This window comes from Streptomyces sp. LaPpAH-108 (assembly GCF_000373625.1).
Lineage (GTDB): Bacteria > Actinomycetota > Actinomycetes > Streptomycetales > Streptomycetaceae > Streptomyces.
The window spans coordinates 585,569-600,092 of record NZ_KB891993.1 but is presented as its reverse complement, the minus strand read 5'-3'; the positions used below and the strand labels follow the sequence as shown (position 1 = coordinate 600,092).

10 protein-coding genes are annotated in these 14,524 nt (G+C 70.7%); 2 read left to right on the top strand and 8 right to left on the bottom strand.

All coding sequences use genetic code 11. The features are described 5' to 3' along the window. Window positions 1–25 precede the first annotated feature (25 nt). The 3 genes from B079_RS36445 to B079_RS32020 are packed head-to-tail and all read right to left on the bottom strand — an operon-like array spanning window position 26 to window position 4,539. A complete protein-coding gene (locus tag B079_RS36445) occupies window positions 26–871 on the bottom strand; it encodes an ABC transporter ATP-binding protein (RefSeq protein WP_324604059.1) in 846 nt (281 codons plus the stop codon). After that, entirely contained in the window at window positions 763–3,675 is a 2,913-nt protein-coding gene (locus tag B079_RS32025; protein WP_078495934.1) for an ABC transporter ATP-binding protein, read from the bottom strand. Before B079_RS32025 ends, B079_RS36445 begins: the two co-directional genes overlap by 109 nt. Window positions 3,676–3,681: 6 nt before the next feature. After that, the gene (locus B079_RS32020; protein ID WP_018546476.1) at window positions 3,682–4,539 is read right to left on the bottom strand and encodes a glycosyltransferase; all 858 of its coding nucleotides are present in this window, start codon (window positions 4,537–4,539) and stop codon (window positions 3,682–3,684) included. Between the two features lie 139 nt (window positions 4,540–4,678). On the opposite strand from B079_RS32020, the gene B079_RS32015 reads away from it, so the two are divergent. After that, on the top strand, window positions 4,679–5,941 hold the full coding sequence (locus B079_RS32015; protein WP_018546475.1) for an alpha/beta hydrolase-fold protein: 1,263 nt from the start codon (window positions 4,679–4,681) through the stop codon (window positions 5,939–5,941). 225 nt (window positions 5,942–6,166) lie between these two features. After that, the gene (locus B079_RS0114160; protein WP_018546474.1) at window positions 6,167–7,471 is read left to right on the top strand and encodes a phospholipase D-like domain-containing protein; all 1,305 of its coding nucleotides are present in this window, start codon (window positions 6,167–6,169) and stop codon (window positions 7,469–7,471) included. 65 nt (window positions 7,472–7,536) lie between these two features. On the opposite strand, the gene adh is transcribed toward B079_RS0114160, so the two are convergent. From adh to xylB, 5 genes are all read right to left on the bottom strand, one after another. Continuing rightward, the gene (gene adh, locus B079_RS0114155; protein WP_018546473.1) at window positions 7,537–9,060 is read right to left on the bottom strand and encodes an aldehyde dehydrogenase; all 1,524 of its coding nucleotides are present in this window, start codon (window positions 9,058–9,060) and stop codon (window positions 7,537–7,539) included. A gap of 57 nt (window positions 9,061–9,117) precedes the next feature. Further along, the gene (locus tag B079_RS32010) at window positions 9,118–10,452 is read right to left on the bottom strand and encodes a GAF domain-containing protein (protein ID WP_018546472.1); all 1,335 of its coding nucleotides are present in this window, start codon (window positions 10,450–10,452) and stop codon (window positions 9,118–9,120) included. 79 nt (window positions 10,453–10,531) lie between these two features. Further along, a complete protein-coding gene (locus B079_RS0114145; RefSeq protein ID WP_018546471.1) occupies window positions 10,532–11,134 on the bottom strand; it encodes an N-acetylmuramoyl-L-alanine amidase in 603 nt (200 codons plus the stop codon). Window positions 11,135–11,601: 467 nt separating this feature from the next. Beyond that, window positions 11,602–12,810, bottom strand: coding sequence for an ROK family transcriptional regulator (locus B079_RS0114140; RefSeq protein ID WP_018546470.1), 1,209 nt, complete (start codon window positions 12,808–12,810; stop codon window positions 11,602–11,604). A gap of 148 nt (window positions 12,811–12,958) precedes the next feature. Continuing rightward, window positions 12,959–14,404, bottom strand: a complete 1,446-nt coding sequence (gene xylB, locus B079_RS0114135; protein WP_018546469.1) for a xylulokinase — start codon at window positions 14,402–14,404, stop codon at window positions 12,959–12,961. Between the last annotated feature and the right edge of the window lie 120 nt (window positions 14,405–14,524).

The following is a 14,524-nucleotide window of genomic DNA, read 5'->3' as shown; positions in this document are numbered from 1 at the left end:
GTCGTACAGGGCGAGGGGGCGCGGCTCAGACCCCCGATCCGACCTCCTGACGGGACGGCGCCTGGGGCCGCGCGCTCTCCCACAGCCGGGCGTACGCCCCCTGGCGCGCCAGGAGTTCGTCGTGTGTGCCGTACTCGACCGGCTTGCCCGCGTCCATCACCAGAACCCGGTCGCAGCGGGCGGCCGTCGTCAGACGGTGGGCCACCAGCAGGGCCGTCTTGTCCCGGGCGGCCCGGAACATGCCGTCGAGCACGGCGGCTTCGGTGCCCGAGTCGAGCATCGCGGTGGCCTCGTCGAGCAGCAGCACGTCGGGCTCGACCAGCGCCACCCGGGCCAGGGCGACGAGCTGACGCTCGCTGGCCGACAGATTGCCGCCCGCCTGGCGCACGGCGTGCCGGAACCCGCCGGGCAGCCGGGCGATGGCCGCGGTCGCGCCGACCGCCCGCGCGGCGGCGGTGACCTCGGCATCGCTCGCGTCGGGGCGGCCGTAGCGGATGTTCTCCGCGATGTCGCCCTCGAACAGATGGGCCTCCTGCGGGACGATGCCGATCCGCTGCCGGTAACCGGCCAGGTCGTAGTGGCCGATGTCGACCCCGTCGAGGCGGATCGTGCCGGACGCCGGGCGGTAGAACCGCGCGAGGAGCTTCACCAGGGTCGACTTGCCCGCGCCGGTGGCGCCGACGACGGCGACGCTCAGCCCGGCCTCCAGGGTGAGGTCCGCGATGTCGATCGTGTCCTCGGCCGCTCCCTCGTACCGGAAGGTCACGTCCCGCAGTTCGAGACGTCCGCTGAACCGGCCGGACACCGGGACCGGATCGGCGGCCGGGGACCGGGCCGGTTCGGTGGCGAGCAGCTGGGTGACCTTACGCACGCTGGTACGGGTCTGCAGATAGGAGTCGTAGATGGACGAGAGCTGCTGCTCGGCCCGTAGAACTGGCCGAGCAGCAGCAGGAACGCCGCGAGCACACCGGTCGTCACGGAGCCGCTCGCCACGAGGTGTCCGCCGACCAGCACGACCAGGGCCATCGACAGTTCGGAGCAGAACGCCAGGAACGGGAAGTACAGCGAGATGTACCGCTGGCCCTTCACCTGGATGAGCCGGTTCAGGTTGGACAAGGCGCTGAAGTGCTTCTCCGTGCTGTGCTGCTTGCCGTGGGACTGGGCGACGCGCAGGCCCGCGACGTTCTCCCGCAGGGAACTGTTGACCTTGCCGAGCTGGTCACGCGCCTCCTGGTACGCGCTCGAACTCAGCCTGCGGAAGACCGGCGTGATCAGCGCGATCACCGGGAACGGCGCCAGCGCGGCGAGGGCGAGCCGGTGGTCCAGCACGAACATGGCGACGGCGATGCCGCCCATCGTCAGCACACTCACCAGGCCCTGCACCATGCCCTGTTGAAGGAACTTCGACAGGGAGTCGATGTCCACGGTCATCCGGGTGAGCAGGCTGCCCGCGCTCTCCTTCTCGTAGTGGTCCAGGCCCAGCCGGTTCAGATGCCGGTAACTGCGCAGCCGCAGGGCGTACTGCACGGACTCGGATGCGCGGGCGCTGGTCAGGGTCTGGTAGGTGTAGACGAACCAGTTGGCCGCGCACAGGGCGAGGGAGATCGCGGCGATCCACCAGACCGTGCTCATCGAGCCGAGCGAGATGCCGTCGTCGATGCCCCGTTGCAGCAGGACCGGCACGACCACACGCGCCAGCGCGTCGAAGGCGATCAGCCCGAGCGCGACCATGAGCAGCCCCCGCACCGGGCGCAGGATCGCCCTCAGCGTGGGCGGCGTCTCCAGGGCCACGTCGGCGAGCACCGCGGGCGGGATCTCCGCGAACCGGTCGCGCCGACCGGCCGGGGCCGTGGAATCCTCCTCGTCCCCCTGTTCCCGGGCCGGCCACAGCTCGCTCGGGGTACGCGCGGTGCGGGCGTCGATGGCGTCGCCGTCACCCGCGATCAACTCCTGGAAGAGCACGCTGCGTTCGGCCAGTTCGGCGTAGGTGCCGATGTCGGCGACGCGACCGCCGTCGAGCACCACGATCCGGTCGGCGAGTTCCAGCGTGGAGCGGCGGCGGGCGATGAGCACGGTGATCCGGTCGCCGCCGACGTACTCCTCCAGGGCGCGGTGGATGGCGGCCTCGGTCGTGGCGTCCACCGCGGAGGTCGCGTCGTCGACGATCAGCACCGGTGGCCGCTGCAGCAACGCCCTTGCCAGGGCTAGGCGTTGACGCTGACCGCCCGAGAGGTTCTGCCCGCGCTCGGTCAGCTCGGTGTCGTAGCCCGCGGGCAGCGCGGCGATGAACGCGTGCGCGCCCGCCGCCTCGGCCGCGGCGACGATCTCCTCGTCCGTGGCGCCCTCGTGTCCGTAGGCGATGTTCTCCCGGACGCTGCGGGCGAACAGGAACGGCTCCTCGAAGACGACGCCGACGTCGGCCCGCAGGGCCTCCAGACGCAGCTCGCGGATGTCGGTGCGGCCGTCCGCGGTGCCCAGGGCGATGGTGCCGGAAGTGGCGTTGTAGAACCGCGGTATCAGCAGCGACAGCGTCGACTTGCCGGACCCTGAGGGGCCGACGACGGCCACGGTCTCCCCGGCTCCGACGCGGAAGGAGACGTCGCACAGGACCGGGTCGTCGTGGGTGTAACCGAAGCCGACGTTCTCGAACACCAACTCCGTGGGGGATACGGGGAGATCGGCGGTTCCGTCGTGGATCTCCGGCCGGGAGTCGATGAGTTCGAAGATCCGCTCGGCCGAGGCGCGCGTGCGCTGCGCGATCACCAGGTACGACGCGAACACCCGGGTCGGGCCGGTCAGCATGGTCAGATACGCGGCGAAGGCGATGAACGTACCGATGTCGATCGAGCCGTCCATGACCATGCTGCCGCCGTAGACGAGGACGGCGATCTGACCGAGGACGGGCAGGGCGAGCATGGTCGCCCCGGGGGCGGCATGCACCCGCATCATCCGCATCCGCCGACCGAAGAGGCCGCGTGTGGCCCGGTCGAGCCAGCGGACCTCCCGCTCCTCCTGGCCGAAGCCCTTGACGACGCGGACGCCGTCGATGACCTCCTTGATGTGCTCGGTCACCTCCGCCGCGTCGTTCGCCGCCCGGGCCGAGGTCTCGAAGACACGGCGCCTGGTCCACAGGGCGACGGCACCGAGCGCGACGACCACGGCGACGGTGACCACGGTCAACCGGGGCGAGAGCCAGCACATCGCGGTGATGCCGAAGAGGTAGTACGTCACGACGGTCAGCGGCACCGGAAGCATCGTCAGCATCTGCTGGATCTGCTGGAGGTCGCTGTTGGTGCGGGAGATGACCTGGCCGGTGCGCAGCTTGTCCTGGCCGGGCCCGTCGAGCCGCTGGATGCTGCGGAACACGTCCTCGCGCAGGCTGTGCTGGACGTCGAGGGCGAGTTTGCCGCCGGTGAAGCGGCGGACGTAGTTGCCCGCGAAGTCGATCGCGGCGATCAGGACGAGACCCCCGGCCACCCGGGCGATGCCGCCGCTGTCACCGGCGACGGCCTGGTTCACGCCGTCCTTGGTCAGCAGCGGGCCGAGTGTCACGAGGACGATGCTCAGAATGGACGAGAGCACGATCGCGGTCATGAGCCGCTTGCGGCTCAGGCAGATGCTCATCAGCCGCCGGAGCCAGCCGGGTCCTGTCGTGGGGAACAGTGAAATCGGCATGTCTCCTCAGCGGTCCTTGCGTGCGGGTGAGGTCGTCCGGCCGGGCCGGGTGCCCGAGGCGACGAGTTCGGCGAGCCGCCGGGCGACGACGGTCGGCGGGTCCTGCGTGCGCATCTCGTCGCGCACCTCGGCGGCGGCGGTCCGCAGCGCCGGGTCGGTGAGCAGCCGGTCGATGTCGGCCTTGACGAGCCCGTGCTCGGCCGGGACGAATCCGCAACCGCGATCCCGCACGGTCTCGGCGTTGACGGGCCGGTCCGCGCCCTGGCCGAACACGATCTGCGGGACTCCGGCCGACAGCGCGGTCAGCGTGTTCCCGGCGCCGCCATGGTGGATGAACCCGGCGGCGCGGCCCAGGAGCGGCCCCATCGGGATCCAGGACACGAGGCGGACGTTGTCCGGCAGCGAGCCGATCTCCCGCTGCCCGTGCTCGCCGAGCGACAGGACGAACTCCGCGTCCGACTCGTGGGCGGATTCGACGACCCACTTGATCAGATCGATGCCGTCGACCATCGGCTTGAGCGTGCCGAGGCTGACGACGACGCGGGGCCGTCCGGTGTCGGCGCTCCACCAGTCCTCCAGGACGGTGCCGCCGTTGAAGGGGACGTACCGCATCGACCACAGGTCCGGCTCGTCGAGCACGCGCATGCTCGGCGGGGCTATGTCCAGCCAGGCCAGGTCCGGCTGGGGCGCCGCGACGCCGTGCCGGGCGTAGGCGTCGTCCATCGAGCGTGTCACGCCCTCGATGTGCCGGCGCTGGTGTCCGAAGCCGACGGTCTGCATGACCACGGGCAGGTCGTACTTGGCCGCGACGAGCGGCCCGGCGACTCCGAGCGGCGGATAGACGACGAGGTCCGGCTGCCACACGCCTGGGCCAGGGAGAGGACCGGATACAGCAGTCCGTACAGCGGCGGTCCGATGAAGAGCACACGCATAAGCGACTCCATTACTTAGGTTAGCCTTACCTAAACTTCTATCGCGGCCTGTTGAGGGAGGCGAACTCGTCATGACGAACGAGACACCGTCGACACACCCCGAAAGCCCGTTCCTGGCACGTCTGTTGACCGAAGTGCGCACCGGGGGGCGCGAAGTGCTCGACCAGTTCTGGCGAGATGTCACCCACCGGGGCACGCCGTTGGTCGAACCTCTGCAAGACGCCCCGGGCGAACGCCTGGTGACGGTGGTGTGGCGCCAGGACCGGCCGGTCACGGGCGTCTATCTCCTGGCCAACCGCGTCACCGACAAGCACCGTGTACGGCGCGGGATGATGCGCCGACTCGACGGCACCGACGTCTGGTACGTCAGCCTGCGACTGCCCGTGGGCCTGCGCTGCGCCTACCGCATCCATCCCTTCGGCCCGGACGATCCGCACCTCACGCCGGACGGTCCCCGCGACGGCGCCTCACGGCTGCTGCCGGACGACCGGACGGACCCGCTGAACCCGCACGCCACCGGTCCCTTCGGCTCCCTGATCGAGCTGGAAGGCGCGCCCTCGCTCGCCGAGTGGCTTTCCCCCGCACCCTCCTCCGCGTGCCGCACCGACGCATTCGACTTCCCCGCCACCGACGGGACCACCTACCGCGTACGGCGGTTCGTCCCTGACCTCGACGATTCCCGGGGCACACCCGGTCTGCTCGTCGTGTTCGACGGCGAGCGGTGGTTCGACCAGTACGGCATCACCGCCGCCGTCACCGCCGCCGTCGAGGCGGGCCGGATGCCGCCCCTGGCCGTCCTGGGTGTCGAGGCGGGGTCCGATCCGGCGGCACGGATGCGCCAGCTCGGCGCCAACCCGGCGTTCATCGACATGCTGGCCGACGAACTGCTGCCCGCGGTGACCGCCGAACTGCCCGGCTGGGCCGGACCTCGGCGCACCGTGCTGTGCGGACAGAGCCTGGGGGGACTCACCGCTCTGGCCACGGCTCTGCGGCGACCGGCCGCCTTCGGTGCGGTTCTCGCCCACTCGGCCTCCACCTGGTGGCGCCCCGGGATGGCCTCACGTCCGCAGACGGGCGTCGACGGACGGGACACGTGGCTGTACGAGCAGGTCGCCCAGGCGCCGGTCACCGATGTCCGCGTCCGCATGGACGTGGGCTCCAACGAGGGCACGATGGTGGACGACCTGCACCGGCTGCACACGCTGATGGCGGCCCGCGGATTCGACGCCTCCCTGAACGTCTACTTGGGCGGTCACGACCATTCCTGCTGGGCGGCGGCGCTCATCGAAGGGCTGGCGGAGACCTTTGCCGGGGAACGCGCGTCGGTGGGGTGACGCGGGGTGACGCACCATCACGACGAAAGCGGGAGGCCGACGGAGCGGCGCCCCGAGACCGCTCACTCGCTCGAGGGATCTTGCGATGCATGAGGCGGGGACTGCACACTGATTCCGGAACAATCAGTGGGACAGCAGTAGATTCCGCTCACGGCGGCTTGGTTGCTGCGGGACTCTCGTGGCAACCCGACTCTTCGTCAGCAACAGCCCAGCGAAAGGCCGCCCATGAAGAGAACGATCACGTTGCTCACCGCGCTGGTCCTCACCCTGCTGTCGACGGCACCGGCGCACGCCGCGGTCAAGAAGGCCAAGGACCCGCTCAGTTGTGAGCAACGGACGTTCACCTCCAGCCCGGGCGCGCGCTTCAATGACCCGGAGGACCCCGCCGCCCAGATGAAGGTCATGGGCCCGATCATCGACTCGATCAACAGCGCCGGCTGCGGGCAGACCATCCGCGTCGCCATGTACTCGATCAGCGGCGGACAGCCGGGCCCGGACTTCGCCAACGCCCTGATCGCGGCGCACCAGCGCGGTGTCATCGTCAAAGCGCTGATGGACGCCCACAGCGACAACGCGGTCTGGCAGTCGATGGTCACCGAGCTGGGCAACGACCCGCGAGCCTCCAGCTTTGCCGCGCTGTGCCCGGGCGGTTGTCTGTCCCACTTCGAGGGTTCCGCCCTGCACGCGAAGTACTACATGCTCAGCGGCGGAAGCGACGCGAACCGGACGGTGACCGTCAGCAGCGCCAACCCCACCGGCGCCCAGGCCAGAACGGCGTGGAACAGCAGCGCCACCGTCAAGGGCAATGTCGACCTGTACAACTCCTACGTCCACTACTTCACCGCGATGGCCAAGGGCGCGCTCAACGGCCCGGGCCCGCTGGCGCCCGACTACTACAACTCCACCGACGGCAAGGCCGCCAGGAAACTGTCTCCGCCCTCTTACCAGTGGCCCAAGACGCGCTCCGGGAGCGACACCTGGGTCGACTTCCTGAACAACATCAAGGCACCGGCCACGATCAACATCGCCATGTTCCAGTGGACCTCGCACGGCCAGCCCGGCGACCGGAACTATCTGGAACTGCCGAAGAAGCTGGTGAGCCTGGCCGGCACCGGCGTCAAGATCCATATCCTGATCACCGCCGACCAGGTCGACGACAGCGTGCAGAGCTACTTGAAGAACCGGCCGAACATCGACGTGCACGACACCAGCCGCGGCACTGACGCGAACGGCAACGCTCTCCACTACACGCACGACAAGTACATGATGATCAACGGCACCTACGCGGGTACGGCCAACTCCAAGCTCGTGTTCGTCGGTTCCTCGAACTGGACGAGCAACGGCATCTGGCACAACGACGAGTCGAACCTGAAGCTCACCGGCCAGTCCAACTACAACACCTTCATGACGGACTGGCAGAACCAGTACGACCGCTGCTGCGGCACCGCGGCACAGCAGCTGGGCGCCGAAAAGCGCGCCGAGAACATGGCCCGGGAAATCCCGATCGACCCGAACCAGGCCCGGGAGTAGACACCCCCGGCGAGCGAAAGGCGCCTGACGGGTGAGAACCCTGGGCAGGCGCCTTTCGCTTGTGCCTAGAAGAATCCGAGCTTCTTGGGGGAGTACGACACCAGCAGGTTCTTCGTCTGCTGGTAGTGCTCCAGCATCATCTTGTGTGTCTCGCGGCCGATGCCGGACTGCTTGTAGCCGCCGAAGGCCGCGTGGGCCGGGTAGGCGTGGTAGCAGTTGGTCCAGACGCGGCCCGCCTGGATGGTGCGGCCCGCGCGGTAGGCGGTGTTGATGTCGCGGGTCCAGACGCCGGCGCCGAGGCCGTAGAGGGTGTCGTTGGCCAGCTTCATGGCGTCGTCGAAGTCGTCGAACGACGTGACCGAGACGACCGGGCCGAAGATCTCCTCCTGGAAGATCCGCATGCGGTTGTCGCCCTCGAAGATGGTCGGCTGGACGTAGTAACCACCCTTCAGCTCGCCGTCGTACTCGACGCGTTCGCCGCCGGTGAGGACCTTGGCGCCCTCCTGGCGGCCGATGTCCAGGTAGGAGAGGATCTTCTCCAGCTGGTCGTTGGACGCCTGGGCGCCGATCATCGTCTCGGTGTCGAGGGGGTGACCGGGCTTGATGAGCTTGGTGCGGGCGACGGCGGCCTCGATGAACTCGGCGTAGTGACCGCGCTGGACGAGCGCACGGGACGGGCATGTGCACACCTCGCCCTGGTTGAGGGCGAACATCGTGAAGCCCTCGAGCGCCTTGTCACGGAAGTCGTCGTCGTGCAGCCACACGTCGTCGAAGAAGATGTTGGGCGACTTGCCGCCGAGCTCCAGGGTGACCGGTTTGATGTTCTCCGAGGCGTACTGCATGATCAGCCGCCCGGTCGTCGTCTCGCCGGTGAACGCCACCTTCGCCACCCGGGGGCTGGAGGCCAGCGGCTTGCCCGCCTCCACCCCGAAGCCGTTGACGATGTTCAGCACGCCCGGCGGCAGCAGGTCGGCGACGAGGCTGATCCAGTAGTGGATGGATGCCGGGGTCTGCTCGGCGGGCTTGAGGACGACCGCGTTGCCCGCGGCGAGCGCCGGGGCGAGCTTCCAGGTCGCCATCAGGATCGGGAAGTTCCACGGGATGATCTGCGCGACCACGCCGAGCGGCTCGTGGAAGTGGTACGCCACGGTGTCGTCGTCGATCTCGCCGAGCGAGCCCTCCTGCGCGCGGATCGCTCCCGCGAAGTACCGGAAGTGGTCGATGGCGAGCGGGATGTCGGCGGCCAGCGTCTCGCGGACCGGCTTGCCGTTCTCCCAGGTCTCGGCCACCGCCAGGGCCTCGAGGTTGGCCTCCATGCGGTCGGCGATCTTGAGCAGGATGTCCGAACGCTCCGTCACCGACGTACGGGCCCAGCCCGGTGCCGCCGCGTGGGCCGCGTCCAGCGCCCGCTCGACGTCCTCCGCCGTGCCGCGCGCGATCTCGGTGAACGGCTGCCCGTTGACCGGTGACGGGTTGTCGAAGTACTGGCCGCGCGCCGGTGGGACGTACTCACCGCCGATGAAGTGGTCGTAGCGCGGCTGGTAGGAGACGATCGAGCCCTCGGATCCGGGCGTCGCGTATCGGGTCATGCTGCTCTGCCTCCCGGTGAAGTGCCGCCCGCCGTTGGACGGCTCTCGGTGAGAAAACTAGACGGGCGGACGTTGCAAATATGTTGCGTCGCTGGTCAGAACGGGTGTGCGAGCCCTGGGTGGCCGCCGGAGCACAGGCGCGGGAGCGGCCAGTTCGGCCTCCAGCGCCGCGAGCCGTGCTCGTACCGGAGGCGTCGGCCGGACCGCCGCCAGCGCTCGCCACACCATCAGATCGGCCTCGCCCCACGGAGCGTGCGCCCAGTCGGCGAGCAGATCCGGATCGCCGTGCGTGATCAGTGCCGTCCGCAGGGCGGCGGCGAGCCGTCGCCGGAGCCGTACGACCGCGGGCGCCTGTGAACCCGGCAGCAGCGGACCCCGGTACGCCCTGCACGCCGCGGTGAGCGCCCCTGCCTCCAGCCTGCGTTCCACCACGGCGACGTCGGACTCCACCGGCGCCGTCAGCCGGTACGGGCGTGAGGCCAGGAGCCCCGGCTTCAGGAGTCGGCGCAGCCGGGCCAGCTCGGCGCGCAGCGTCACCGGTGTGACCGACTCGTCCGCGTACAGCGCGCACAGCAGCTCGTCGCCGGTCATGCCCTCGGGGTGACGGGCCAGCAGCACAAGGATCTCGCTGTGCCGTCGGCTGAGCCCGATCCGCTGCCCGTCGCCCAGCCGGAGCTGCGCCTCGTCACGGCCCAGCACGCTCAGGAACGGCGCGTCCTCGGCGTTGCCCGGCGGGGCGAGGAGGGCCAGGTGCGACTCGGCCGCCCGTGCCACAGCCTGGACGAAGCCCAGGCTGTGCGGATGCGCCAGCCGGTCCCCACCGGTGATGTCGACGGCGCCGAGGACCCGCCCGGTGCGCGGATCGTGCACCGGCGCCGCCGCGCACGTCCACGGCTGCACGCGCCTTATGAAGTGCTCGGCCGAGAAGACCTGCACGGGCCGGTCCACGGCGACGGCGGTGCCGGGCGCGTTGGTCCCGACGGCGGTCTCCGACCAGCGCGCACCCGGTACGAAGTTCATCCGGTCCGCCTGGCGCCGGGTCGCCGGATGGCCCTCGACCCACATGAGCCTGCCGTGCGCGTCGCACACCGCCAGCAGATGCTCGCCGTCGGCGGCGAACGTGCCCAGCAGCTCTCTGAACAGCGGCATCACCCGGGCCAGCGGATGCTCGGCACGATAGACGCCCAGGTCGCCGTCGGTCAGCTCCACGCTCGCCGTCCCGTCGACCCGCACGCCCGCCCGCGCGCTGCGCCGCCAGGACTCCGCGACGACCGACCGCACCCGCTGCGGCACCGTGCCCGCCATGGTGAACTTCTCGTGCGCCTGGCGCAGCGTCCGGACCCGTTCGGCCGGGTCGGCTCCTGGTTCCAGGGCCACCCACTGATCGGTCAACTCGTCCTCCCCGGACGGTGGAACAGCTGGGGTCATCGTCACGCGCGGTGTCGGCGTGGACAACCGGCATGACGTGCAACTAGGCGAAATTGACCAGTCTGATGTAGCGGACCCAGTCCCAGTTCACGCCCGGGTCGGTGTGATCGGTGCCGGGCACCTGGTAGTGGCCGATGATGTGCTCTCTGTCTCTCGGGATGCCGTACTTGGCGCAGATCGTCGCCGTCAGCCGCGCGGACTGCTCGTAGAGCGCGTTCGTGAAGTAGGAGGGCTGATCCACCCAGCCCTCGTGCTCGATGCCGATGCTGCGGGTGTTGTAGTCCCAGTTGCCCGCATGCCAGGCGATGTCGGACTCCCGCACGCACTGGGCGACGTGACCGTCCGCCGAGCGCACGACGTAGTGCGCGGACACCTGTTTCTCCGGGTCGCTGAAGATGTTCAGCGCGCCGTTGAAGGTCTCCTGGGTGACGTGGATGATCACACGATCGATCGTGTAGGTGGAAGGGCGGCTCGACGCGGTGTAGTTGGCGCTGCTCGCCGGATGCCATTCCCCGTCGGGATAGTCCAGGGCGGGCTGCGCGCTCGCCTGGGGTCCGGAAAGCACCGCGTAAGGGACGGCGGCGAGTGCCGCACCCTTCAGGAGGCCGCGTCGGCTCGGGTGGTGAAGGGCCCGCTTCTTTTCCATCGTCGATGCCTTTCTGAGGGTGGGACGTTGGGTACAGCCGATCGGTGGCCGACTGCCGGAGCCGGTGCCCGGCCCCGTACCGAGGCCGCGCCCGCCTATCGGGAACGCCGCACACATGAACGGCTGTCACGTGTGTATCCCCGCCACGTGCGAGCAGTTCAGTGCCACGCGCGGCGGCCGAGGGGATTGGGCCTCCCGGGTTGCCCACCGGCACGCGTCCGGCTCACCGGAGTGCGTGTGCCGCCGGGCTGGTCCGGCGGTCGCGCCTCGTGTGAATCACGGTACGGCGAGGGCGAGTTGCGCAGAAGACCGTGCGACGTTTCCGTGGACGAGACGGGGGCTGTGGACAACTCCGCCGCCTGAACGAGTGAGTTTCGGCAGTCGCGACGCCGGGCACCGAGCTGTACCGAGCGCCGGGCACCGAGCCGCACCAGGAACCGATTCGCAGCGCCTCAGCAGGCCAGGGATCAGGCCCGTTCCGCCACCACCGCCGGATCGTCCAGCACCGCCCGCACCACGGCGTGGGCCGCGCCGAGCAGCGGACCCTCCGGACCGAGCGTGGACACCGTCACCGGGCAGGCCGGACCGGCCGTGCGACCGCGCAACTCCGCCTCCAGCGAGGGCAGCAGCCAGGGCGAGAGCCCGGCCAGGGCCCCGCCGAGGACGACCGTGTCGGGGTCGAGGAGATTGACCGCTCCGGTCAGGGCGATGCCCAGCGCCGTACCGGCGTCGCTCAGGGCGGTGCGTACGGCTCGGTCGCCCGACTCGGCGCGCTCCGCGAGCAGCCCGAGCAGTTCCTCGTGCGGCGCGATGCCGGCCGCGCGCCGGACCGCCTCCTCGCCCGCGTACTGCTCCAGGCATCCCCGGCCGCCACACGGGCACGCGGGCCCGTCGGGCCGGACCGGCACATGGCCCAGTTCGCCCGCGAATCCCCGCGTTCCGCGCAGCAGGTCCCCGTCCACGACGACCGCCGCGCCGATGCCGATCTCCGCCGACACGTGCAGGAAGTCGGGAGGCGTACCGGCGCCGAGCCACAGCTCCGCCAGAGCGCCGAAATTAGCCTCGTTGTCCACGGACGGGGACAGTTCGGCGGGCAGCAGGGCGCCGAGGTCGGTGTCCTGCCAGCCGAGGTTCGGCGCGCGAACGACCGTACGGCCGTCACGGGCGATCAGCCCCGGTACGGCCACCGCGAGCCCCGCGGCCCACAGGCCGTCCCGTTCCGCCTCGGCCACGACCTGGCGGATCAGGCCTGTGAGTTCTTCCGTCACCGGTTCGGGAGCGCGCCCCCGGTTGGAGCCGTGGCGCACCGCCCGGGCGCGCACCCTGCCGCGCAGGTCGACGGCGCACACGGCGAGATGGTCCACCCCGACCTCGGCACCGATGCCCGCGGGGCCCCGCCCACTGACCGCGAGCGCCGATCCGGGGCGGCCCACCCGGCTGGGCCGCTCAGGACCCAGCTCCTCCAGGAGTTCCCAGCGGATCAGATCGTCGACCATGGTCGAGACGGCCGCCCGGGTCAGGCCGATGCGGGAGGCGACCGCGGCGCGCGACAATGGGCCCTCCGCGCTGACGGCGTGCATCACGCGCCCCAGGTTGCGTCGGCGTATGCCGTGCTGGGTGTCCGGCAGCGCGCGTCCCTTTCTCGGCGGGCGCGCGTCGGGCAGGGGTGCGGTCATGCCTCCGTCGTTTCCTCGGTGTTCCCTCGTACCGCCGGTCCATGATGTCCCGTCGGTCGACGGCAACCATGGTGCCCTGCGGGTTCACGGCGTCGACGGCGTCCATGGTGCGCCGCCGGTCCGTGAGTGCGCGGCCGAGCCGTTCCGCTCAGCGCCGTTCCGTATCCCGCTCCAGCAGCGGGGCCGCGTCGGAGAGTACCCCGGAGATCCGGGCGAGGGCGGCCTCGTCCCGCTCCACGGGGTCCAGCACCGGACCCGCCGCCGTGTTCCAGCGGCGGGCCACCGCCGCCGGGTCCTCGCCGGTCAGCAGGCCCGCCGCCTGAGCTGCGGCGCCGAGCGCGACCAGCTCCCCGGCCTCGGGGATCTGGACCGGACGGCCCGACAGCCTGCGTACCGTCTGCCGCCAGGCCGTCCCACGCGCCCCGCCACCGATCAGCAGCAGGGGAGTGGTGCGGTCGGCATCCTGGTCGAGCACCAGGTCGAGGGCGCCGAGCAGGGAGTGGACCGCGCCGTCGTAGGCCGCCTGGAGCAGTTGACCGGCGGTCGTGTCGTGGCGCAGCCCGTGCAGCAGACCGGAGGCGTGTGGCAGGTTCGGCGTGCGCTCGCCGTCCAGATACGGCAGCAGCGTGACGGACGCACCCGGCTCCACGGCCTCGCGGTCCAGGCCCAGCAGGGCGGCGATCCGGTCCACCGCGAGCGTGCAGTTGAGAGTGCAGGCCAGCGGCAGCCAGTCGCCATGGGCGTCGGCGAAACCGGCGACCGTGCCGGTCGGATCGGCGGGCCGGTGCCGGGAGACGGCGTACACCGTGCCCGAGGTGCCGAGGCTGAGCACCGGGGTGCCCGGGCGCAGTCCCAGACCGAGCGCGGCGGCTGCGTTGTCGCCCGTGCCCGGCGCGACCAGCGTTCCCTTGGAGAACGGCAGATCATGGCTGTCACGAACGGTTCCGGCTACCTCGCCGGGCCGCACCACACGCGGCAGCAGCGCCGGGTCGAGACCCACGTGCGCCAGGGTCTCCTCGTCGTACGTCTCCGTCCCGGACGCCCACCAGCCGGTGCCGGAGGCGTCGCCCCGGTCGGTGGTGCCCTGACCGGTGAGGCGTTCGGTGAGGTAGTCGTGGGGGAGGCGCACCGCCTTGGTGGCGCAGACCGCCTCGGGTTCGTGCTCGGCCAGCCACGCCCACTTCGTCACCGTGAACGAGGGGCCGGGCACGCTTCCCGTGCGCTCCGCCCAGGCCTTCGGACCGCCCAGTTCGTCGACGAGGCGGCGGGCCTGCGGCGCCGAGCGGACGTCGTTCCACAGCAGCGCGGGGCGTACCGGCTCGCCGCGCCCGTCCAGCGTGACCAGGCCGTGCTGCTGGCCGCCGATCGACACGGCCGCCGCCTCTCGGGCCGCGTCGCCGCACTGACGCAGCGCCTCGCACAGGGCCTCCCACCACTGGCGGGGGTCGCTCTCCCGGCCCTCGCCGGAGGAGACCGTGTGGGGCGCCTGACCGCTCGCCACCACCTCCCCGGTGGCCACGTCGACGACCAGCGCCTTCGTGGACTGCGTGGACGTGTCCACGCCGACGACGAGCGGACCCTCGGCTGCTGACATCGGGCTCTCCTCTTCCGCGGCTCTGCGGGGCAGACGGCGAGAGGCCCCGGCACCGGCGTGATCCGCGTTTCCGTCGAACCCGCGCGACACCCGTCGAGGGCCCGCCTCACTGTCCAAGAC

What these genes read in the sequence shown, in the direction of transcription:
- B079_RS32025 (WP_078495934.1), bottom strand. Translation starts at nt 3,675, where the DNA reads ATGCCGATTTCACTGTTCCCCACGACAGGACCCGGCTGGCTCCGGCGG.
- xylB (WP_018546469.1), bottom strand. Translation starts at nt 14,404, where the DNA reads ATGTCAGCAGCCGAGGGTCCGCTCGTCGTCGGCGTGGACACGTCCACG.
- B079_RS32015 (WP_018546475.1), top strand. Translation starts at nt 4,679, where the DNA reads ATGACGAACGAGACACCGTCGACACACCCCGAAAGCCCGTTCCTGGCA.
- B079_RS0114145 (WP_018546471.1), bottom strand. Translation starts at nt 11,134, where the DNA reads ATGGAAAAGAAGCGGGCCCTTCACCACCCGAGCCGACGCGGCCTCCTG.
- B079_RS0114140 (WP_018546470.1), bottom strand. Translation starts at nt 12,810, where the DNA reads ATGACCGCACCCCTGCCCGACGCGCGCCCGCCGAGAAAGGGACGCGCG.
- adh (WP_018546473.1), bottom strand. Translation starts at nt 9,060, where the DNA reads ATGACCCGATACGCGACGCCCGGATCCGAGGGCTCGATCGTCTCCTAC.
- B079_RS0114160 (WP_018546474.1), top strand. Translation starts at nt 6,167, where the DNA reads ATGAAGAGAACGATCACGTTGCTCACCGCGCTGGTCCTCACCCTGCTG.